The following is a 23,676-nucleotide window of genomic DNA, read 5'->3' as shown; positions in this document are numbered from 1 at the left end:
ATAGTTGGTTTTCGCTAATCAAATAAATCATCCTCCCAATTATCAAAAAACTATGTGTCCTATGTGGTTGGTCTTTTTGATTATGAAAAATTTACTAATTTATATTTAGGAAGCTATTGATTATAAATAAATAAAAACCAGCCAATCTTCCTCCAGATCTTCTGGAGGCAAGCCCAATTCGATTATATCCCCACCTTCAACTTCGGTGATGTTGCCATCCAATAGTCCTCCTCCTTTTCGCGGGTTAAACCATTTCACTGTAAATGAGCCTTCTATTTCTCTAAGGTCCAATTTTGAGGTCTGTGTGTCTGCGAGATATACCAAGTATTGTTCCCCATCAAGCGCAAGACAATATTTTTCGTTTCCGTCGTCCTCATTAAAAATTAGTGCGTTCCGGTTGGTCATTTTCCAAAAGGGGATTTCATGATCCATAAAAAAAGTATGGGCAATGCTACAGTAATCCCAGGATTTATCCCGGCTGCGGTAATTTTCACTTTGCATATCACTATCCGGGTGCCTGTTGCCAAAGTAATATTCAACTCCGGCTCCACCGGCCATTATATTTCCCCACAAGGTACTTTTTCTTATATCGTGGATATCATAATCCAAGGGTTCATAATTTCCAAAATCCGGGTCCGGAGGTACACCTGTTCCGGCTGGATTTTGTTCATCGCTCGCCACCACCCAGGGTTTTCCGGCCATTTTTGATGCATTAACCCATTGTAGGGTCCTCTTGTGGACAGCATCCCATGAATTTTGCAAAGAAACTCCAGTCAAATGAGAATTATTGCCTAATAAGGGCGTATAAACGTCATCCTGCTGTTGTGGGTAGGTATGCACCACTACATTATGCCTATAGGGATCGTTTTCATAAAAGAATTTTGTAATCTCGCTGAGTTGCTCGGTTGTTTGAGAATTCTCCTCTCCCAAATTCCAATTCAACGCAAGATTATAACCATATCTGGCAATCAATTCCCGGTAATATAATCGTCTTTGTGGCCCCAAATCCCCTCCATCAAGGGACTCAACTATTACGGAAGATCCCCTGGCTTTGTTGGTAGCCGGATAATTATCATCATCATTTTCTGTTTCCTGAGTTTTAAAGTGCAAATGTAAGCCCTTGGTCTGCGCATGATCAAAAACAATTTGCCATTGGTCCAGCTTTGAACAATCGTATTTATACTTTTCATTTCTTTCAATAAAGGGCCAAACATTTTCGCCATCTCCTCCTGCATTGTAAGTCAGGAATGAAAAAGTGTTCATTCCTTTAGATGCCAAATAATTGACCGCCCCGATCAACCCTTTTCCTTTTTCTCCCTGCCAAGTGGGATCACCATCCTTCCAGTCCCCTAGATGATCCCTGAAATGTTTGATGGGGACAATGGTATTCCAGATTTCGGTGTGTACATTATAGGTGCCGTCAAAATCCGCATAGGCCAATAACGTCTCCGGAGCATCAGGACCAACTTTTAGAAAATATTCATTGGTCCCCTTAAATTTTAAGAAATGTTCTCCCACGTATTCCAGTCTTCCTTTGGCCCGAAAATCTTTTCCGTCCTTATCAGTCGGATTGATGCTGAAATCTCCTTTTACCCCATCATAAGGTGCAAGTGGTTTGGACCATGGTTGATCCGATACCGCTACTAATTCTCCTTTCAAAAACGAAACCTCATATTGCCACTTACCTGCTTTATCGGGAGACAGATGCGCCCGCCACTTGGTGCCATTATCAGCACCTGTCTCGGCAGCATTTCCATCAGCCGCAAAATAACCGGGAACGGAATACTCGGGCTCCCCGGATTCATGTACAAACCGCACCGTCATGCGATAATCCGTAAATGGATTGGGTTCTTTGTCCAGTTCATGTGCAAAAGGGCCATCCATTGTCAGGGTAATCTTATGCCAATCCTTCAGTTCTCCAGAAACCTGAACTTCCCCATCCCCATGGTCTTGCCGCTGCTTGGGGTCCGTAAAGGAGAGTAATGGGAAATAGAATGGTGTGACGGATTTGTTTAGTTTTTCTAGCTCTTGGGGTTGATCTTGGGCCAGCAGAAATGCGTGGTGAAAGAAAAATAAAGATATAAGAGAGGATATCAGGATGGGTTTGGTTATCATTTTATTGGGTTTTATTCTTAACAATTCAAAAGTACACTATCAATGCTCGAAATTAAGTTTAAGTGCATGTTCAAATTAAAAATTACACACTTAAAATCCAATAAATATTTAAAATCTAGCTAATAAATGAAATTCTAGGCATGTGAAGATACGGTGAACTAAAATATGAAATCAATAACATTAAAAAACCGACCAATGAATAAAAATCATTGATCGGGTTTTACTATGCCTTAAAATTACTAGTCAATTAATCCCTATAATTCAGGTTTAAATCAAGTTCACTCTGTGGCAAAGCCCATACAAAGGAGGTTGACGAAAAAGGCTCGACCGGGATTCCCCTGTCCCCTCCCGGAATGGATTTTTTGGCCGACCTTAAATAATCTACCCGGTCACCCTCAAATGCCAATTCTTTGATCCTTTCGTTATCGATCGCTTCCTCCGAAATAGTACCCGGCAAAGGACCGATACCTGCCCTTTGCCTCACCACATTCAAATCACTTGTAGCACCTCCAATATCCCCAGACCTTAACCGAAGCAAAGATCTTGTCAAATACATTTCTGCCAGACGAATCACTGGTATATTCGCTAGAAGACCTATTGCCTGTCCCCTGTAATATTTATCGCACCAGACCATTGGTGTCACAACTTCTGAGTGTATAGTTTCATACACAAAGGGGTCAGCATTCGGGTCAGGATTGTAACCATCTAATTTTCTGTAGAGTTGATTAAATCTTTTATCCTGCATGGCTTCTTCCGTAAGAGCATAATTCCCATTCAAAGGATCTTCCATCCAACCAATTTTAGCTAAGGTATTGTAACTTATAGTGAATTGGTTCCAAGTACATCTTTGAAACGTATTGGCCCCTGTGGTGACCTGCCTTCGCAAGGTCATACTCGATAATTCGTCAGGCCCTACCCGATTCACAGGGTCATAATACAATGCATACCAAAGGACTTCCTTTCCCCGAGTACTGTTGTCCTTATTAAAGGCTTCAAGAGGATCCTCTGACAGGTCATAATCCCCGCCGTTTTGATCAATGACATAATTCAATTCCTGTATTGCTTCCGCATCCCGGTCCATCATAAAATACACCTTTGCCAGCAATGCGGAGGCAGTGAATCTGTTCGCTCTTCCAAATTCATAAGATGGATGATGCAATGAGGAGTTAAACCGTTCCGGTAAAAGGGACTTAGCTTTATTTAGATCATCTACAATTTGGTTATAAATTTCCGGACCTGTACCCATATCGGGAGCTTTAGCCCCATCAAAATTATCTACAAATGATAGCCTGAGGGGCAATTGCCTAGATCCGGCTGTTCCTCCAGATTCAAATGGTGGAAGGAATATCGTAGATAAAACCCAGTAGGCATAGCCGCGCATAAAATGTAATTCGCCTTCAATCCTTCTGAGATTATTATCGACATCGGCCTGAGATGCGTTTGGAAAAGGATTGCCCCCATTTCTACCAATAAAATCCAGGGCAGCATTGCAGGAGGCAATAATTTGATAGGCCGTCACAAAAGCATTCCTTGATTTATCAATTTCAACATTTGCCATTCGGCCATACATCTCATTGAAAGGGATGTTGGCAGAGGTTCCTGGCAATAGCTGAACATTGTCTCCTTGGGTTGTCTTTAGCAGACGCATACCTCCAATCAGATTATTCCAAGCTCCCTTTCTAAATGCCAGCCAATATGTACCCACGGGAGCTCTTTCAAAATCTCTTAAATTCAACCACGGATCCTCAGGTGGATTGGCCAGGGTAAAGAATTCTTCATCATTACATCCATTTGTGCCCAAGAGCATAAGGATTGAGAGAAAATATATAGCTAATTTTTGCATGACTTTCAATTTAAGCGATGGATTAAAATTTCACATTGATACCACAACTGTAGGTTCTTAAATTTGGTAAGATGGGGTTTGAAATTATACCAGGTGCCAGGTTATTGCTTTGGGCACCTCCGGTAATATTTATTACCTCCGGATCCCACCCATTAAAATCAGTGAAAGTAAATAGATTCGTGCCCGAAGCAAATATTCTGATGCCCTGAATTTTCAGTCTTGACATAAGTTCCAATGGAAGGTTATATCCTATCTGTATATTTCTAACCCGCATGAAATCCGCTCTTTTCAAAAATCTGTCATGATAGATGGATTCGTTGTTATAATTTCCAACACCTTGCACCCATTCTCCTGAGGCAGCGTTCCAATCCCAAGGATAGGAACTGTCCCACCTCAATTGTGGATATTCCGCATCTCTATTTTCAGGAGTCCAAGTATTCCCAATAATTGCTGACCGAAGCATAAACTGTCCACGCTGCGCATAAGACCCCCGGTGTTCCGCATAGTCGTAGATGTGATTGCCACCCATGAAGGTTAGGAAGATACTTAGGTCAAAACTTTTGTAGTTAAATGAATTGGTCAAACCACCAAAATAGGTGGGCAAACCCGTTTTGTCTTCATTGACTATCCGATGGTCACGCACGTTCGGTTGGGTGGCCGGGATTAACCTTCCGGTTTTGACAGTTTCCCCAGTTTCCAAAAACTTGGCCCTGTCAATTTCATGGATCATTTCTACTCCTCTTTCCGCATCAATCCCTGCAAACTCTGCCAGAAAATATGCTCCTAGCCGCCCATTTTTTCTTGTGATGGTCTGACCGGCAATTATCCCTTGGCCTGTGGCATCCACATCAGGATTCAATCCAACCACTTTATTGGTGTTGGTCGTGAAATTGAAGTTGGTGGTCCATTTAAAATTGTTTTTATCTATGTTGACAGAAGTAATGGAGAATTCCCATCCCTTATTAATCAATTGACCGGCATTGGCCCAAATACTGCTGCCACCATCAAGGCCGGTGGATAAGGGTATGGGAACCTGGAGTAACATATCCTTCACATCCTGTACATAATAGGCTATGGAACCAGAGATCCTGTCGGACAGTAATCCGTAATCTATTCCAACATCATAACTATTGGTAGTCTCCCAAACGAGGTTTCTATTTCCAATTGCTTGTATGGAAGATCCCCCACCAATCAATTCAGGCACCCCGTATCTTCGATTCGCATTGTATCTGGTTATATCCAGATTACCGGGAATATTTTGGTTGCCAGTTTGTCCAAAGCTTCCTCTAAGCTTAAGAAGACTGAATTCACCCCCATCGAAAAATGCTTCATCGGAAATTATCCACCCTGCTGATAATGCCGTGAATGTTCCCCATCTATTCTCAGGAGTAAAAACAGAGGAAGCATCATTTCTTAAACTAACTCCAAGAAGGTATTTATCCTTAAACTTATAATCAGCCCGTCCAAAATAAGCCCTCAGGTATCTTTCCCCCTCAACTCCCGAAAACATATCAATCCTGTTATCAGGGGAGCCTAACTGCTGATAGGTACCCACCAACTGATCTCCAAACATAAACCTTCGATAGAAGCTGGTACTTTGGGACTCAGTACCAAACACGGCCGACACATCATGCTGACCCCAACTCTTTGCGTAACTTCCGTAAAGGTTGTAATTAAAATTATTGGAGGTAACTGCCTGATCTGTGGCGGAAGTTCCGAGCTCTCTTAGGGTATTACTGACCCAAAAGACACTGTTATTTTGGATAAAATCCACTGAAAGTTCAGACCGGAGTGAAAGTCCCGGCACCCATGGCAAACTGTAATCCAAAAACACATTTCCCAAGACCCTGTACTGATCTACCTGGTCTAAAAACAAATCAGGGTTGATATTAGCCACCAAATTCGTTCCGGATCGTGGATTCCAATAGCCACTGGGGTGGTCTGGATTTTCGACTTTATACCATGGCAACGTATTGTAATTCGCTTGTACCCATCCTCCGGCAGTACCCCCGGTATCACCACCAAGACCACCACCCCCGGATTTCACCCGGTTATTTTTTGTATAGGTGAAATTCAACCGTGCTCCAGCTTTTAGATTATTGGCCGGAGTGAAGTCCAAATTTGCCCGCGTAGAAAACCGCTGCAAGCGGTTGTTTTCTAAAACACCTTTATCATCTCTATAATTGACAGATAAAAAATATGAGCTCTTTTCGGAACCACTGGACGTGGATAAATTCAAATCCTGAAAGGATCCTGTTCGTAAAATATGATCAAACCAATTTGTCTGAGTACTTTCCGCCTCCTGACGGGTCATATTGGCTTTAGGATTGTCGATAAAAAGATTAATATTAAAATTGGGATCATATGGAGAAAGCCCTGAATTACTTCTGGCCTGGTCCATGATGGAAAACCATTGGGCGGTAGTTGCAAAGCCTATGTCATCCGCTGTGCGGTAAAGGTCGGAAACACCTGTAGAATAGTTTACATCTGTGGAACCCACACCAGACTTTCCAGATTTTGTAGTTATAATAATCACGCCGTTAGATCCCCTGGAACCATAAATCGCCGTTGCGGCGGCATCTTTTAAAACCTCTATCGATTCTATGTCATTAGGGTTGATGGTAGACAGGGGACTTTGAGGAGTGGTATTCTGTGATCTTTCCAACCCGGTGATACCTGAAAATATTGGCATGCCATCAACGATGTATAGGGGATCCGTGCCTGAAGAAATGGAGTTTGTTCCTCTAACTAACACCCTCACCGGTGCCCCTGGAGTTCCTCCCGACCCTACAGCCTGGACTCCCGGTGCCAATCCCTGAAGACTTGCATCCAAAGACCCAAATGGCAACTGTGTGATTTCAGCTCCACTTACGGAGGCTACAGAACCCAAGACATCCCGTTTTTTCTTGGTACCATACCCAATGACCACTACCTCCTCCAAAGAACTAGCGTCCTCGACCATCCTTACATCTATTACATTGGAAGAACCTATAAGTCGTATCTGATTCTCATACCCTATAAATGAAAAAACAAGTACCGCACCTTCCTCTACTTCGATAACATACTTGCCTTCGATATCCGTAACAGTGCCAGTGGATGTGCCCTCTATCAAAATGGTCACGCCAGGCATAGGCACCCCATTCTCATCCACCACCGTTCCATTTACGGTGACGGCCGCCTGCTCAATAATGCTCACTTCCTTTTGCCCGTTATCAGAGGGAGTATGTTTACGTACGATAATATTGTGGTTGATCTGTTTGAAGTGAAGGTTTGTTTGCCTTGAAATCTCCACCAATATTTCATAAAGATTTTCCTTTTTGCCCACGGTGAGCATGTCGGAATTCCCTATCTCCTTGTTGGAATAAACAAAATTCAATCCTGTCTCCCTTTCAATCTGTCGAAAGGCCTGAATTATACTGGTTTCTTTAAATTCAATGTTCAACCGAATTTCGTCTATCCGTTTGACTTGGGCATTGCCGTCCCAAGCAAAGAGAATGGTAATCGTCAAACACTGGACCAATGATATGTGTAGTAGTTTTTTGGACATGTACAATAGGTACGACCGTAAGTTTTTTTTCATAACTTTACAACTGTTTAAACTTTACCAAAGGGTTTAAATTTTCATCACCGAAGGCTCCGCTTTCGGTGGTTTTTGGCTGGAAGTGTTGGCGCACTTTCAGCCTTTTTATTTTTTAGTTTTCTACATAGGCAACAATTGGGTTTATTCTTTAAATTTGATCGTCACTTCTTTTCCATTGATACGGTATTCTAAACTGGTTCCATAACCCAGACCTTCCAGGATGTTTTTCAGGGTCTCATCCTGATACCTGCCCGTAATCTTCAAATCCTTTTCCTTAAGATTGACCACGTTGATTTGGACCCCATACCATTTTTCAAGGGTAAGCATTGCTTTACTAAACGGCGTTTTATCGAAAACAATAGTTTTTTGCATCCAAGCAGTAATATGGTCCAAATTCACCCTTTGTCGATTCATGTTCCCCTTACCCGGAATGGAAAAGACACCCTCGCCGGGGAGTATTCGTTCGACATTTGATCCTTCTGTATCTCTCACCTCAACTGACCCGGTCACGAGTGCAACCTCAGTCATTTCGTCTTCAAATGCCTTGATATTAAATGATGTACCCAACGCACGGGTCGAAAGCCCCCCAGCATGGACCACAAAGGGTTTGGTGCTGTCGCTTGCTACCTCAAAAAATGCCTCTCCTTCAAGTAAAACTTCCCGTTCGGACCCAATAAAGTTTTCGACATACCTGATCTTGGTTCCTGAGTTCAATGTTGCTACGGAACCATCGCTCAGCGTAATGGTAGATTTGACACCAAGTGGGGTTTCATAATTTTGCCAATTCGCAACTGCAAGTACTTCCTCATCTTGATTCTCAATATTAATAATCCACAGCCACCCGAGTCCCAGGGAAAAAAGTATTATTGCGGCATACCTCCAAATACCCAAAAAACTACCCTTATTAGTTCTCCTTTTTTTCAATATTGCCTCAGAAGAAATTGGAACAACGACTGAACCTATCGATTTCGAAGCACCACTTTGTGTTGCACCTTCTTTTATTTTATTCCAAATATGGACTTTGTCCGCTTCACTCAGGCCATCCTTATCAAAACATGAATGGTCGAGGTTCAATACGATACTTTTTGCCAAAAGTATTGCATCTCTTCTACCTGGATTCTCCTGTAAATAACGCTCCCAACGAATATTTCGACTATTATTCGGAGAAAGCACCCACTTTCTGAATTCAGGATCCAAAACAAAATCTTCTGTGGTTTGACTCGACAATTCCATAGGAAAAACTTTTCATGATAAAGAGGTAAAAAAGATGAAAATGTATCCTTTAAAAATGCGTTTTTTTTTAAAATTTTAACATCTTTCAATAAATGTGCAATGATTTTATCTTTTACTTAAAAAAATATTGAATTATATAGTAATAAAATAATATATAAAAATGATTTTTTCATGGTTTGAAGCGCTTTCCAAGTCAACGTATAGGCAGATCTAATAGTAATCTCCATAATCACTGCCACCTGTTCGTAGGTCAACTTCTCAAAAAAAACATAATGGATCACTTCCCTTTGCCTTACCGGAAGCATAGAAAGGGCCTTCTCAAGCTTATTATTGCTGACCGATAATTCGTGATTGCAAATCCAATCATCTTCAGAAGACGGCTGAAAGATGTTTTTATCAAAAAACTCCCCGTACTCCTGATTTTTACTTTTCCGCTCATTTCCAATCTGACGCTGAATTCTGTTTGAGAGGACCCGAAAAAGATAAAACTTAATATGAACGTTGTCAGTCAGTTTGGCCCTATAATGCCACAAATCAATAAAAACATCCTGAATACAATCTTTGATAAATGCATGCCTATCTGTTATACTTTTCCCAAACCGATACAAGTCATCCACATAAATTATATAAATCCGCTCAAAAGCCTTCCCGTCTCCGTTTTTGAGCTGTTGCCACAAATAGGCATCTAAATGGGATTCGTTATTTGGGTTTTGTTGGCGCAAGGGTTTATTGGTTTGTTAAAACTAATGTATTTAGTTTTTTTAGTAAAGACAATAGAGATAAGAGAGAAATATTTCTTGATAAGGATAGAGAAGTTTGGGAATAGTCAATAATCAGCATCCAATCAAATTTGGCGTTGTCCTTTTGAGGGTTACAAAATACTTATTGGAACTGGCCTACTTTTCAAACCTTGAGTAGCTCTGTTCCCATTGTCGAATACCGCTATGCAGTTTCCGGGAAGTTCCATGACGTTCAGATCTATGGTTTCATTTGTAGCTGCCGAAGTGATACGTTTTCAAGATAATAAGAGACAATTTCCTTAGGGACTAGGGATAAAAGTTAGCCGATAAAAAATGCCTGGACAAAATTCAATATTGATTTGTTTCATATTGTTGATTCTTAATCGAAACAACAATAGAAAAAAGATGGGAAAGCTTCAAACAGGTTCCCATCTTTTATTTTGTTATATTCTTAGATCAAATTATTTAAAGAGTTGGTTTCGCACATGAGCGATTCAATTTATTTAATAAATTTCAAACTTCTTATTTCAAACTGAACTAAATCTTTCTTAAAACTATTATTATTAAACTCTATATATAAGTCCCTCTTTCCAGAAATTGGCTGTATTTGTATTTGATAAAACCCTTCATCAACCTCTACCATATCACCAATCATTGTAGACCCTATAATCTCACCATTAACGGAATTAGTTCGTATCGTTATTCCCCAACCTGAATCATTTACCTGGGACAAATTGATTAAATCTAAACTAACCTTATTAATACCTGATAAATCGATATTCCTTAAGCCAATAAAGGACATTGTATCATTTGGAATCAAATGGTTAGGTTGTTTAAAATGTGGGACATATAAGCGCATATTCCTCGTTGTATCAACATCCGATACAAAGACTCTAGAATCTCTTAATCCAACTATTTCTACAGTTTCTATTGATGGAATCTCTTCAAATCCACTATCTTTATATGACGCTTTGAAAATCATATATCCAGCGTTAGCCTCATCAGGTACTGATATACTACCACTTATTGGCAAGCTCCCTCTTGATTCATTTTTTTCTGTTGAATTCAAAATAAACTCAATAATTGCGTTAGCCTCATTCAGCGTAATAGATGGATGTGCTGGCATTTCAGCTTGTCCCCAAGTGCCTCTGGTTCCTCCAATTATCTTTTCAGACAACAGTTCGTAAACATTTTCTACCTCTTGATAGCGATTTTCAATTTCTTTAAATGAAGGACCAACAGCCTTTTGATCTAAATAATGACATTGATTGCATTTATTTTGCTCTATAAGCTGTTCTCCTAATATAGACTTCGCTGGTAAATATGTAGATGACTTTTCAATTGTCTCTATAAAATATTTCAAATTGAATCCTTCTGGTAGATAATCGGCCCAAACGTTCATCCGTGAATAGTCTATCTCCTCATCTTCCTGATCGCTTATATGAACTGAGTATTGTAATTGATCTCCGGGAAAATAAAAACTACTATTTGCTTCAAAAAATTCAAAAGTTACTTTAGGAGGATCATTTCCAGTAATAATTTCTAAAGTATCGGAATCGGTGGCTCCTTCTGAATCTGTGACAGTAAGGATAGCCTGATATACACCAGGAATATTTATGCTTACAACCGGTTGTTGCTCATTAAATGTGGTGTATTCACCATTTTCTGACGTAATAATCCATTTATATTGGTTGATATTATTATCATAATCTATAGTTCCCTTTGTCAATAGTGTTACTTCCATCGGAACAGATCCTGATCTCTTATCTGATGTTGCTTTTGCAATAGGTTTGCGATTTCCATCATTATATTTTATTCTAAATAATTTTGCATCCTTGGCATATGACTCATACGAGTCATGCCCGTATTGCAATATATAGAGATCTCCATTCGGTGCAAAATCCATATCATTAATCCCCGTAAACGTGCCTTCTGGCATGAATTCTTCAATCGCTTTAAAGTTTCCTTTTTCATCCACTTCAATTACCATAACCCAACCTCTAACATAATCAGTAACAAACCATTTACCATCATAATAAGCAGGAAATGGTCTAATGGCACTTGCAAAATCTGCTTTTCGATAAAAAGGCCCTCCAACAGCACTTAGGCTACCACTACCTGGTATTGGAAAAATCTCGGACGGATTACGGTCATACCAGACTAACGCTGGGACTGGAGGAGAGGGCAATTCCGTCAAACCAGTATTGTAAGGGGAGTTGTTGGTGATATGTGTAGTATCATATTCAGTTTCTATTTTAGCGTTTTTTTCATTATTACCTATGAAGAATGGCCAACCAAAATTTCCTGCCTCTTGTGCACTATTAAATTCATCAGTGCTTTCACCCACTTCACCCCAATATAACCAACCAGTTTTGCTGTCTGTGCTTAACCTCCATGGGTTTCTGACTCCCATTATATAAATTTCAGGTCTTGAATTAAGGTTTTTCTCGGAAAATAAATTTCCATCTGGAATGGTATAAGTCCCATCTAATTCAGGTTTTATTCGAAGTATAGATCCCCTGAGATCATTTGAATTACCGGAAGTTCTACGAGAATCTCCGAATTCGGTTTTTAGATTAAATCCAGAATTATCACCAATAGCTAAAAGCAAATTTCCATCCTGATCAAAGACCATTCCCCCTCCCCAGTGACAGCATCTTTCTCGTTGTGTACTCCACTCCAATAATATATTTTTCGAATCTAAATCGAGGGAATCACCTTCCCATTTATATCGAACCAATAAACTCTTAGGATCTTCACTCTCTGGAGAATAGTATAAATATATAAATTTGTTGACGTCGAAATTAGGATCCAATAAAACTCCATGCATACCATCATCTGCATCATACTTATTTCCAGAAGTGGTATATGGTTGGCTGAATCTTTTATTCACAGGTATTTCTGCTATTGTATTTACTTGATTTGAATTAGGATCGAAAACCTTGACAGCCCCATCTTTCTCAACAATAAGTACCCTTCCATCATTTAAAATATCCATTGACATAGGTTGATTTAGATCCTCAGCCAACAATTCTATTTCGAACCTATTGGATTCTGGTTTAACTTGATCTCTATAAGGATCGGATGAAGTACATTGGAAGAAAATCCACATGAGTACATACAATAGAACATTTAAATTTTTCATTTTTTTCCTTTAATTTAAACTACTTTGTATAGGGAAGTGATAAATGATATACAAAAAATATATATTTATAATAATTTATTGTCATAAAATTCGTGGTAATTAATTACTGGCTTTTGACCATTGTTTTCAGTGTTACACTCCATAACTCTAGTGCACCAATTAATCCTTTTTAGTGTTACTCAGAAGTCCCCCTCAATTAGGACCTTGGGGTATCGGTGGGTCCAGCAAAATGGGCTCTGCAAAATCCTCATCCATGGTATAAGGTAACATGTACACCTTCGATCCGTCTGAATTTGTGAAGTAAATGTTGGAAATAGAAAACTCACTAGAATTTCCATCCGCCCATATGCCAAAAAATGGTTCTTCCGGATTATGAGGGCGCCTAAGATAGCTATGATTTCTTGGACTCTCTTTAGTGACCGCCCTTTGTAAATTCCATGATTTACCACTATCAGTGGACAGCCACAGTCCAATCTCACCTCCAGTGTAATAAGGCTGGGGCCCCGGAAGTGCCGGTCCAAGTAGGGTCCAGCGGTCCCCGTCAATATAAAGACTACCCATATCATAGTTATGATCTGACCTCGTGATCTCATGGGTCACCCATTCCTCCCCTGTCCAGTGAATGATTTCCCACTTTCGCGGATCATTCTTCGGACCCGGTTCGAACCCATCACTTGTAACGACAAGTATGACAGGATTTCCAACATCATCAAACAGCAGTTTTGTAATGTATGCTAACCTACCTTCTGCCTCGTAGTCCATGATAAGGGCAGGATTGTCACGATTATCCAGCGGCAGCGACAGGACCTGCCCGTCTATAGTAGTCCAAGTGTTCCCAAAATCATTGGTTTCTACATAATACACATTTGTCCGCCGGTCAGGGCTTCCTCCGGGGTGATAGTTGAATGCTGATCCAACACGTTGTTTACTCTGATCAAGCCGGCTTACTCGATAATGTCCACCAAAGGCTGCCAGCTTACGTAAATCCTCCGAAGGATTTTCCGTCCAGTCGTCTCCCTTTTCGCTCGTCTCCCAGTATAATTCCCTGCCTCCGGTGTACATGGTCAACAGGTGCATAAATCCCTTTCCCGGCACATTCCATATTTGAGAATAGGTCTGTTCACGTGAGATAATCTCCTCGAATTCATCTACAGAATAGGGTTCGGTAGCCTTAAATATCTGTCCCGGCCGTCTACGGCCCCTGCCGGCTATAAAAACCCATATGTAACCATCATCATCTATGGTGATGCTCGGATTATCATGGGGATCATCTACCCCAAGCTGGTCTCTGACTATGGTTGGCCTCGGAACGCGATGGTTGGCATGATCGTAATAGGAAGCCATGGCCAACAAATGCTTTTCGTCCGACTCGGTGGTGCCTCCGTAAACGAAAAAGGTCTTATCTACTTCAGGTGAATAAATGGCCATTGGAGTAAGTGTATGACTGAAACAAAATGCCAGCCCACCAGAGTACTTATCTCCCTCATATTCATCACTTTCCTGCCCCAAGGTAAACCATATGCCCCGGTAGCCAGCATGTTTTGTATTGTTCAGGGATTGACAGATTCCAGGACCCACAATAAAAAAAATCATCACAAATAAAAGGGAAAGCCGATGACAATTCTCTCCTGGGAGCAGAGATAGAAATATGGTTCTTTTCATGATTTAAATATTTATATTTTCAATATCTATTTATAAGTAGATAGATTACCTGCATTCGATGTAAGCGTCCCCATTCACCAGAACCTGGCAAAATCCTACAAATATTAAAAGCCAAAGTTGTAGAACCACCAGGTACTTGGACTAATCTGGGAATTTCTTTTTCAAAATTTAGATTTACCTTTTATGATAATTAGCATGCAAGACTATTCATTGTCCATTTTTTCAATATCCTGGATTCTGATCAGTAATGGCATCAATTGCATTATTAAAATCTGTTTCAAAAATTGGAATTGGCCATAGATAGTGCTTAGGATCAACTTTCATTCCATGGACTTCCTGTATGACCCGTTCAGCTATTCCTAAACGTTTTAAATCCATCCATCGCTTACCTTCAAACATCGTTTCATACCCCCTTTCTTTAATAACTAGTTCGAGAAATGAATTTAAATTGTAATCAGAAAGTTTAAAATCGATGGGAGAAGGGCTTCTATGTGGAAATCCATATGCTCTTCTGTGAACTTGATTTAAACTCTCCAAGGCTGTAGTACTAGGTCCCCCGTTTGAACGAGCTGATGCCTCAGAATGAATCAGTAGAAGGTCTGCATATCTGTATAATGGATAATCATTTCCTGCAGAATTCGCACCCGGGGCTGCTGGGTCAACAAATTTCTTGAATAGCATAGTATTAGGTCCAAGACCAATATTCCAAGAATAAATATTGTAATTTTTTCGTAAATCATTATTGTCCCAGTTTACAATGAAAGGATTTGTTACATTGTCGGTATAATGGGCAAAATATCCACCAGCACCATGTAGTCCTGATCCAGGATGATGGGGGAACATGACCAAATTAAAACCTTGGTTGTCTTCACGGGAATATTTAAGATAAAATATCTCTTCTGATGTAGTAACTACATCCGCTCCATAAATTCGTTGAAAATTATCAGAATCCTCTGTATCTAATAAAGCGTATTTATTGGATTCTATAACTTCCAATGCTTTATCTTCTGCCTGTGAAAATAGCCCTTGGTGAAGAAATACATCGGCAAGGACAGTTTTTGCGGCAAAAGACGTAGGTCTTCCTGCTTGGGCGGGATTTTCAGGCAAATTTTGATCTGCATATTGCAAATCTTCTACTATCAATTCGTATACATCATCCACTGAACTTCTAGGTATATCTGACACAGTCATATTAGCCTCAGTTCTTAAAGGAATTCCAGCCCAATTCCTTACCATAATGAAGTATATCATTCCTCTCATAAATCTTGCTTCAGCGATGAATCGTGCTTTTTCAGATTCACTGACCATTTCCGCGTTGGGTGTGTTTATAATAACGAGATTTGCATTTCGAACGGATTCATAAAACAAATTCCACATTTGCCCGACTCGGGATATATTTGTATTATCTAGACCTTGGTAATTGCTTACCGGCACATAACTTCCCCTTCCATAGCCATAATCTGGCATTGCTTCTTGTTGAGCAGGATACAAACCACCCATACAACTACCACTTCTTAACGGAGCATAAATTGCAAATAGCCCGGCTTCAATTTCTGCTGCTGTGTTATAAAAGGTTTCCTCTGCCAATGATTTTGGAGATTCATCCAATAAACTATTGCAACCAAAAAACAATAGCATAGCAAATGAATATGTTACTTTTATATAATTTTTCATGTTTTTTACATTAAATGTTTAAATTAGAATCCCAAGCGTAACCCAACTGTGAACGTCTTTGCGGTAGGATAACTATAGTGATCTATCCCTTGTCTTATGGAGTTGCCACTCCCATAGGTATTTATTTCGGGATCGAACCATGAATATTTTGTAAATGTTATCCAATTTTGCGCACTCAGATATACTTGGACATATCTTAACCGCTCAATCTGGAAATTATAGGTCAATTGAATATTTCTTAACCGAAGAAATGAGCCGTCCTCTACAAACCTGTCAGATATTTGGGGCTGGGTAGTTCTGCTAATAACAGGATATTTTGCATTTACATTTTCTGGCGTCCAGTTATCATACAATACTTCACGTGGCAGGTTCAAGCCAAACCCATAATCCAGGGTTTGGTTAATCGCACTAACATTGAAAATATCATTCCCATATGAACCTTGTATAAAAATGTTAAGATCAAAGTTTTTATAAGACATGGTGGAGTTCAATCCATAAATAAAATCTGGGTTTGGATCGCCAATAACAGTCTTATCACCAGCATCACGCATCCCGTTTTCATTAAAATCGACAAATTTAATTTTTCCATTTTCATCATATCCACTTTCCTTAAAACCATAAAAAACACCCATTGGAAGCCCCTCCCGTAATATATTAACAACATCATTTACTACAGCAATATTTATTGGTTGACTAAGAATATCCTGTCCGTCATACAATTCTATTACCTTGTTTCTGTTGAATGATATGTTTCCGTTAAGTTTCCATTTGAAATTGTTTTCTAAAATTTGAGCGTCAACATTTAACTCAAGACCCCTGTTCTCAACTTCACCTATATTCTGAAGTGTTGTTAAATATCCCAATGAAGCGGGAAGGGAAACTGTATTTAACAAATCGCGGGTATTTTTCTTGTAATAGTCCATTGTGAAAAAGATACGATTATCAAACAAACCCAAATCTAATCCAATGTTCGTCTGAAAAGTTGTTTCCCATTTTAGGTTGTTGGGTAACCGTGTTCCCGGAGCATATGATGTAAACAGGGCAGAGTTAAAAACTGTCTTTCTTGCAAATAATTGGTTTAAAGTCTGGTAGGGTGAAATGGCCTGATTTCCTGTTACTCCGAAACTACTCCGTATTTTAAGGTCAGAAATAAAATCTATTCTCTTGATGAAATCTTCTTCTGATAATCTGTAAGCAAGGGCCGCCGAGGGAAAAAAACTCCACTTTTCCCCAGGAGAGAAGCGAGAAGACCCATCCGATCTAAAACTTATTGTAGCTAGCAATTTATCTTTAAATCCATAATTAACACGGCCGAGATAGGATAAAAGAACTGCTTTCGAATAAGACGTGTTTGGAACATTGAAGATTTCTGCTGCTGATAGTTCATAGGTTTCGCTGACATCGCTTATAAAACCGGAACCGGAGGCGCTCAATGATGTATTAAGAAAGTCTTGATAGGTAAATCCTCCAGTAATTGTTAGATGATGAGAATTACCGAATGACTTCGTATAATTAATAATGTTCTCATTCAATATACTTGTATACTGAGTGGAGGCAATATTTGCATTCCCGAAAGAGTTCACAAATTGGGTCTGACGATAAAAATCCGTTCTGTTGTCAGCATTTTCAATTCCTCCGGAAATTCTTATGGACAGTCCTTTTATTGGTCTAATGGTAACTGCTGCATTGGTTAACACATTGTTTGACTTTAAATGATCGGTTTGAAAGTCTGTATAGTTAAAAGGATTTACTATCACATTGGAGCTGAAAGAATAGGCTGTATTCAACATTGTAAATCCACCATCATCTTCATAGGGTGTCAAAGTAGGTGGAGCTGAAAGGATTCCAGAGATTAGAGAGCCACCTCTATTGCCTCCCCCCGAACTTTGCCTGTCAGAGTCTATCCGGCTAAGAGTCGTGTTAAAATCTACTGAAAAAACATCATTAAGCTTATGAGAGACATTTGCTCTTAAAGACGTTCTGTTGAAATTACTATTACGTACTATCCCGTCTTGGTTGAAGAAACTCCCGCTTATAAGAAACTGCGTTTTTTCAGTACCACCTGAAATAGACAATGATTGGCTGTTGATCGGGGCATCTTGGAATATTCCGTCCTGCCAATCATAGCCTCTTTCAAAATTATTCACTTCCTCATTGGAAAAATAGGGTGTTAAATTATCATTGGTAGCCTGAATATTATAAAAGGTAGCAAACTCTCTAGCATCCATTAAATCAATTTTATTTCTTATTTTTTGAATACTGACACTGCCCTCGTAATCAACTTTGGTTACACCACCTTTACCTCTTTTTGTAGTTATCAAGACTACACCATTTGCACCCCTTGAACCATAAATTGCAGTAGCAGAAGCATCTTTAAGAATTTCGACAGACTCAATGTCAGGATTATTCAATAGATTTGGATTGCCGGAATAGGGAAATCCGTCAATAACATATAGTGGCTCATTATTTCCCTGAATTGAATTTGTCCCTCTAATTCTCACACTAATAGGCGCACCTGGTGCTCCAGTATTTTGAGTTACCTGAACACCTGCCGCTCTGCCAGATAATGCCTGCACAGGATTGGAAGCAGGAAATGCTGCCAAGTCTGAACCTTTAACGGAGGATACGGAACCAGTTAGATCTGATTTCTGAACTTCTCCATATCCTATAACAACCACCTCCTCCAAAGAAGATTCATCCAGTTCCATAGCAAAATTAACCTGAGTTTGATTGGTAACGGTAATTCTTTTGGTCTTATATCCAATAAATGAAACCACCAAAACAGCACCTTCATCTACATCAATTGAATAATTGCCATCAATATCTGTAACTGTACCTACAGTGGAACCTTCTACTGTGACAGTTGCCCCCGGCAAGGGTTCTCCATTTTCATCCAATATGGTACCAGTTATTGAAATTATATCCACATCATCAATCACCTCAACTCCACCATTATTCCTTTTCAACACATCAATCCCGTGATTTACCTGCCGAAAGGAAAGCTCACTCTGCTGTGCGGCCTCCCTTAAGAAATCAATGACCGGGCCTTCTTTCTTTGCGAATGTTACCGATAGCTGCCGGTCTACATCCCTGTGTTCATAGGAAAACTTAAAGGGTGTCTGCCGCTGCACCTCCTTGAAAAACTGGTTTAGACTCAACTGATCTGATGAAAGGGTAACCCTAACCTCCTCTATATTTTTATATTGCCCGTTCGCATTCAGGGCCAAAACCAAGTTTAGCAGCAGGGTCTGCAAGACTAAACCGTATAGAAAGCATTTGGACAACATAATGATTGTCTTTAGTAATTTATTTTTCATATTTACATAAGTTTATTGAATAATCGATTTCGGTAAACCAAACCTGCCATGGTGCCATTCCCCAATGATTGCCATGCGCAGGTTTCTTTTTTATTTAGAAGGTAGATAGCTACTCTTCGGCTTTCTCTATGATGTGTCTGTATTGTTCATAGTCTCAGAAAGTTAGTGTTACTACCTTATCATTTATCTGATAGTCAAAATCCTTGATATATGACATACTCTCAAGTACTTCCTCCAGTATCTGCTGCGGGTATTCCCCGGAAAACTGCCAGTTTATACCCTTCTCATTTTTAAGTTTGATTTCTACGCCATACCACTCTTCAAGGCCTTCCTTCACCTCCCGGAGTGAAGCCTTTTGAAACCGAAGCACTCCATCTTTCCAACCAAGTACTTGCGACGTACTAAAGCCAGTAATATCAAAGGTGGCGTTGACATTGTCAAAATTTAGCATTTCACCTGGCACCAAAGAAACTTGGCTTTGTGATGACGATACCTCCACCTTTCCGCTCAAAAGGGCGATCTTGGTTTTCCCTGACTCCTTGGTATTGACGTTGAAGCTGGTACCGAGAACAGTGGTCTGCAAATCATGGGTCTGAACCATAAAAGGTCTCAAACTGTCCCGCACCACCTCAAAATAAGCCTCTCCCCTAAGACTGATCTCCCGATTTTCGTTTCCGAATTTCTCAGGAAAGGTTACTTCGCTGGAGGAGTTTAGCCATACCTTTGTGCCATCGGATAGGGTAAGCTGCATTTTTTCCCCCTTTCCGGTGATTTTTTGTATATATGTTTCTTCAATCTGGGCTAGATGCGGCTCTAGGTTTACCTGAGAAATTGGCGCTAAAACCCACCCAAGTACAAAACTGGCTACTAAAATGGCAGCTACCCGACTCATTTGTCCTAATCCATCCCAAAAAATCCAAGTCCATTTCGGTCGGTGTTTCTCACCAATGTTTGATGATGAAGGTGCAGCTCTTTCCCTTAGCCTAAGGACATGCTGCAGCACTTCGTCCTTCATTCCCGTAGGCGGTTCCGAGTGGTCAAACTCAGTTCTAAGTAATATTTCCTTAGCCAAGCGCATGGAGGAAAGTTGCTCCGGATTGGCTTTACGCCATTGGTTCCAATAGGCATCGAGTTCCTTGTCCGGCCGTTTAACCCATCGGATAAATTCAGGATGGGTCAAAAAGTCTTCTATGTTTTTCATTTCTCTCACAGGCAAGCTGATAATGTTGGTGTAGTATTAATTTCCAGTTTTTTGAAAGTGTAAAACCTGATCAGACTAAATCATTTTCCGTAAATACCTGATGGCTTTATACATCAGGTTTCTGGTAGTTTGCTGATTTTCCAACCCCATAATCTCCTGAATTTGTGCGTAAGAAAGACCCTCGTAGAAGCTGTAGTAGATTATTTCTCTTTTACGTGGGCTCAATTGTGCAATGGCTGCGTTCAGCTTGACTATCTTTTCCCCGGTAAGCTGTTGATCTATCAATTGGGTCTCATGGGAAAGGGCAAAATGGATCCCTTCTGGAATCGCTTCCAATCCTTCCTTTCTCCCTTGCCAAGTTGAAAAATCCTTAATCAAACGTCTTTTGAGGCACTTAAAGAGATAAAACTTAATATCATCTGTATCCCCAAGATACTGTCTACGTTCCCGCAGGTTAATAAACATATCCTGAAGGGCATCTTTGACAACGGAAGAATCAGCCATAATCCTAAAGCCATACGCATACAATACATGAAAATAGCACTCATAGATATAAATGAACGCAGACTCATTTCCTTCCCTAAACGCTTTCCAAGCCGATGCATCCGAGGAGAATGCACCGGGTTCTTCAATAGATAAAGCCTTCTCGGATTCAAGATACGACGGTAAAAATTTTTTCACAGGCATTTTGGGTTCTGGCTTTTCAGCCCTTACTTAATTTATTCAGCAATGGCTTAATGTTAATTTCTTATTCTGTATTTGATTACAAAAAGCAAATAAGAATCGGTCTTCACTTGACAAAGCGGATATAACTGGAAATGTAACCTATAATATTAAAAAATCTTAATCATATTAATCTAACCTTTTCATATACAGTTGATTAAATTCAGATTTATCAAAACCATATTGAAAAATGATATTAGTATTAACTATGAATTTCTCTCTATCCATTTGATTTTTTCGTTATCCTATTCTAAAAATCTGACTACTGCTATACAAGGGCGATTGGAAGGAGAAGTAATTTGGATTCCCTGTTGGTACCCAAAGAATTCACTTAGACCCTTTTCCCAGGTTAATTCCAAGGTTTCTTCCTCCGACCACGTAGCCGAATCAAAATCCAGATACTTAATACTTACTTTTTTGGCTAAAAGCCAAGGATCGAGTTCCAGTGAATATCTTCCAGCAGGAAGATAAACAGCAAACTCCTTTCCAATATTGGCTAAAGCATAACCTTCGGATTCGGCATAAAAATCTATTTCCGTGTACGGACCGGAAGAAAAGATATCAAATTCCTCCAAAAACATCGACAACGCATTTATATTTATCCGGGCTCTTTCGGATAAACCCATTCCACCATCAGGTCTATGAAAGCGTACAGAGGCAGCCCCACCAAAAACATTCTTCCAAAATCTGTCTTCTGCCTCTGTACCAGTTCCAAAAGAATAGTTTGTATTTTCCCTAGAGCCATAAATCTTCTCGTTGTTCATAGGCATTGCTCCCTCCTCCTGAAGTTCTAGAATCCGTCTCCATTTAACAACATTTTCCCAGTGTGCCTTTCCCCTAGCTCCTCTTGATTCTTGATTGTTTTGGGAAATTTCCACAAATGAATAGAGGTTTCTTCTATTCATAACGTGTCTTACTCCGGTAGAAGCAACTATATTCATACTGGTTATATAGATTGTTTTCCCATTTTTTTGAGCTAAATCCTGTACAAATGCAGCCCAATAATCCTCCCACTCAAGACTAAGAAAGCTTTCGTTAGTAATATTATAGAGTACATTATCAAATTGAAGGGTTACTGAAAGAAGCTTTTGAACAAATTCCTTTTGAATCTTGAGGACTTCTTGATTGTCAGTTGACAATGAACCACCATAAAAATCCTCCATTCCGCCAACCAATCCTTCTTCCCAGTTTACATTATTTTTCGGATTGAATGGATGCTTATCGAATGATGTGCCGGAGAGGTCATAACAATCCCAGAGAGTTAACTGGGCAATAATACCTCTTTTGGTTGTCTCTTCAAGAAAATAAACTAACCTGTCCCAATATTCCTGATTCCATTCCCCAAGGTTGTATTTTCCATTATCCAATTTATAGTATGCAAATACATCTCCCTCATCCCTGTCCGACATTGTATTACGCACATAGTTACCTCCAACAGAGGTAAGCAAATCCAAATGTTCGGTAAGCCTAGTTCCTGTCCATTGCCATAGATTATCATTATCACTCCCTCCTCTCAGGTAAATTGGTTTTTGTTTATATTGCCAATAAAACGGGTTCTTTTCGTACGGCATTATTTCATCGCCCGGGCTGCTGGTTTCACTAGTAAATTTCTCTCTTATTTCGCCAATTACTTCCGCTTGAAAACTTTGGATTAGGATGATTATGACAATTACTGCTTTTTTCATATCGTTTAAATAAACTTGAAATTAGCCGGATCCCTTCAAATTTCAAAATCTGTATCACTTCGCCCTTTTTTGCTTCTTTAAATTGATTTCTCAAGCTCTCTCTGATTGGATGTTTCTCTTCGCTAGGTACTGTCCTAATCCAAGAGGACCAAAACACAACCGAGATGTCTTCCCATCCATGGGTTCCGCTGCCGCTACACCCATGGTTATTGTTGTTAAACCCCGTTCGGATCAAAACCCAACTCCAACCTTCGACTAAAAACCAGACACTATCCATTCCTACGTTCATCATTCATAACCCATAAAATCCGCTCAAATCCGTAAAATCCGGCTAATCAGCGTTCCATTCCACCTCAAGAAGGCAAAGATCAACAGAACCGGGTTTTGGCGGGAAAGGAATGGCACCACAACCATCCCCGCTGCCAAAACGAAATCGATCGATTAAATCCAATCCAGGGGCTCCGCTTCGCTACACCCCTGGCTGTTGATGTCACCCCGTTGGGGCTATCCTAAAAAAATCAGCGAAAATCACGAAAAACCGGGACAAGTTCTGCGCAATCAGCGGGCTATTTCCTCAAGAAGGCAAAGATCAACAAAGCCGGGTTTTGGCGGAAAAGGCAGGCTCTTCAACCGTCCCCGCTGCCAAAACAAAACCGATCGATTATATCCCTTCCAGGGGCTCCGCTTCGCTATACCCCTGGCTACTAAGATTACATCCTTACAGGGCTAAAAAAAAATAAGGCCATCATAATTCAAAA

General features: G+C 40.0%; 12 protein-coding genes. All 12 read right to left on the bottom strand.

Going from position 1 to position 23,676, the window contains the following annotated elements; all coding sequences use genetic code 11:
• Nucleotides 1-120: 120 nt before the first annotated feature.
• Complete coding sequence (locus FQ608_RS07055) at nt 121-2,115, bottom strand: DUF5060 domain-containing protein (RefSeq protein WP_158857124.1); 1,995 nt, start codon at nt 2,113-2,115, stop codon at nt 121-123.
• A 247-nt stretch (nt 2,116-2,362) separates the two neighbouring features.
• A complete protein-coding gene (locus FQ608_RS07050; protein ID WP_158857123.1) occupies nt 2,363-3,958 on the bottom strand; it encodes a RagB/SusD family nutrient uptake outer membrane protein in 1,596 nt (531 codons plus the stop codon).
• 22 nt (nt 3,959-3,980) lie between these two features.
• Entirely contained in the window at nt 3,981-7,538 is a 3,558-nt protein-coding gene (locus FQ608_RS07045; protein ID WP_158857122.1) for a SusC/RagA family TonB-linked outer membrane protein, read from the bottom strand.
• A gap of 141 nt (nt 7,539-7,679) precedes the next feature.
• Nucleotides 7,680-8,771: a FecR family protein gene (locus FQ608_RS07040; RefSeq protein ID WP_158857121.1), complete on the bottom strand. Its 1,092-nt coding sequence runs from the start codon at nt 8,769-8,771 to the stop codon at nt 7,680-7,682.
• A 116-nt stretch (nt 8,772-8,887) separates the two neighbouring features.
• Nucleotides 8,888-9,493, bottom strand: coding sequence for an RNA polymerase sigma factor (locus FQ608_RS07035; RefSeq protein ID WP_158857120.1), 606 nt, complete (start codon nt 9,491-9,493; stop codon nt 8,888-8,890).
• Between the two features lie 517 nt (nt 9,494-10,010).
• On the bottom strand, nt 10,011-12,656 hold the full coding sequence (locus FQ608_RS07030) for a PQQ-dependent sugar dehydrogenase (protein WP_158857119.1): 2,646 nt from the start codon (nt 12,654-12,656) through the stop codon (nt 10,011-10,013).
• Nucleotides 12,657-12,848: 192 nt separating this feature from the next.
• Nucleotides 12,849-14,318 carry a BNR-4 repeat-containing protein gene (locus FQ608_RS07025; protein ID WP_158857118.1) on the bottom strand — a complete coding sequence of 490 codons (1,470 nt, stop codon included), beginning with the start codon at nt 14,316-14,318 and terminating at the stop codon, nt 12,849-12,851.
• 222 nt (nt 14,319-14,540) lie between these two features.
• Nucleotides 14,541-15,992, bottom strand: coding sequence for a RagB/SusD family nutrient uptake outer membrane protein (locus FQ608_RS07020; RefSeq protein ID WP_158857117.1), 1,452 nt, complete (start codon nt 15,990-15,992; stop codon nt 14,541-14,543).
• Between the two features lie 23 nt (nt 15,993-16,015).
• Nucleotides 16,016-19,309 (bottom strand): SusC/RagA family TonB-linked outer membrane protein, encoded by a 3,294-nt coding sequence (locus FQ608_RS07015; RefSeq protein WP_158857116.1) that lies wholly within the window; start codon nt 19,307-19,309, stop codon nt 16,016-16,018.
• Nucleotides 19,310-19,463: 154 nt separating this feature from the next.
• Nucleotides 19,464-20,510, bottom strand: a complete 1,047-nt coding sequence (locus tag FQ608_RS07010; protein WP_234364108.1) for a FecR family protein — start codon at nt 20,508-20,510, stop codon at nt 19,464-19,466.
• Between the two features lie 75 nt (nt 20,511-20,585).
• The gene (locus FQ608_RS07005) at nt 20,586-21,197 is read right to left on the bottom strand and encodes an RNA polymerase sigma factor (protein ID WP_158857115.1); all 612 of its coding nucleotides are present in this window, start codon (nt 21,195-21,197) and stop codon (nt 20,586-20,588) included.
• A gap of 281 nt (nt 21,198-21,478) precedes the next feature.
• Nucleotides 21,479-22,918 (bottom strand): hypothetical protein, encoded by a 1,440-nt coding sequence (locus FQ608_RS07000; protein ID WP_158857114.1) that lies wholly within the window; start codon nt 22,916-22,918, stop codon nt 21,479-21,481.
• Nucleotides 22,919-23,676: the final 758 nt, after the last annotated feature.

Source organism: Lunatibacter salilacus (assembly GCF_009797935.1).
Taxonomy (GTDB): domain Bacteria; phylum Bacteroidota; class Bacteroidia; order Cytophagales; family Cyclobacteriaceae; genus Lunatibacter; species Lunatibacter salilacus.
The sequence above is the reverse complement of the archived record's forward strand: the minus strand, read 5'-3'. Positions and strand labels throughout refer to the sequence as shown.

What these genes read in the sequence shown, in the direction of transcription:
- FQ608_RS07000 (WP_158857114.1), bottom strand. Translation starts at nt 22,918, where the DNA reads ATGAAAAAAGCAGTAATTGTCATAATCATCCTAATCCAAAGTTTTCAA.
- FQ608_RS07045 (WP_158857122.1), bottom strand. Translation starts at nt 7,538, where the DNA reads ATGAAAAAAAACTTACGGTCGTACCTATTGTACATGTCCAAAAAACTA.
- FQ608_RS07015 (WP_158857116.1), bottom strand. Translation starts at nt 19,309, where the DNA reads ATGAAAAATAAATTACTAAAGACAATCATTATGTTGTCCAAATGCTTT.
- FQ608_RS07050 (WP_158857123.1), bottom strand. Translation starts at nt 3,958, where the DNA reads ATGCAAAAATTAGCTATATATTTTCTCTCAATCCTTATGCTCTTGGGC.
- FQ608_RS07030 (WP_158857119.1), bottom strand. Translation starts at nt 12,656, where the DNA reads ATGAAAAATTTAAATGTTCTATTGTATGTACTCATGTGGATTTTCTTC.
- FQ608_RS07055 (WP_158857124.1), bottom strand. Translation starts at nt 2,115, where the DNA reads ATGATAACCAAACCCATCCTGATATCCTCTCTTATATCTTTATTTTTC.
- FQ608_RS07005 (WP_158857115.1), bottom strand. Translation starts at nt 21,197, where the DNA reads ATGCCTGTGAAAAAATTTTTACCGTCGTATCTTGAATCCGAGAAGGCT.
- FQ608_RS07010 (WP_234364108.1), bottom strand. Translation starts at nt 20,510, where the DNA reads ATGAAAAACATAGAAGACTTTTTGACCCATCCTGAATTTATCCGATGG.
- FQ608_RS07020 (WP_158857117.1), bottom strand. Translation starts at nt 15,992, where the DNA reads ATGAAAAATTATATAAAAGTAACATATTCATTTGCTATGCTATTGTTT.
- FQ608_RS07025 (WP_158857118.1), bottom strand. Translation starts at nt 14,318, where the DNA reads ATGAAAAGAACCATATTTCTATCTCTGCTCCCAGGAGAGAATTGTCAT.
- FQ608_RS07040 (WP_158857121.1), bottom strand. Translation starts at nt 8,771, where the DNA reads ATGGAATTGTCGAGTCAAACCACAGAAGATTTTGTTTTGGATCCTGAA.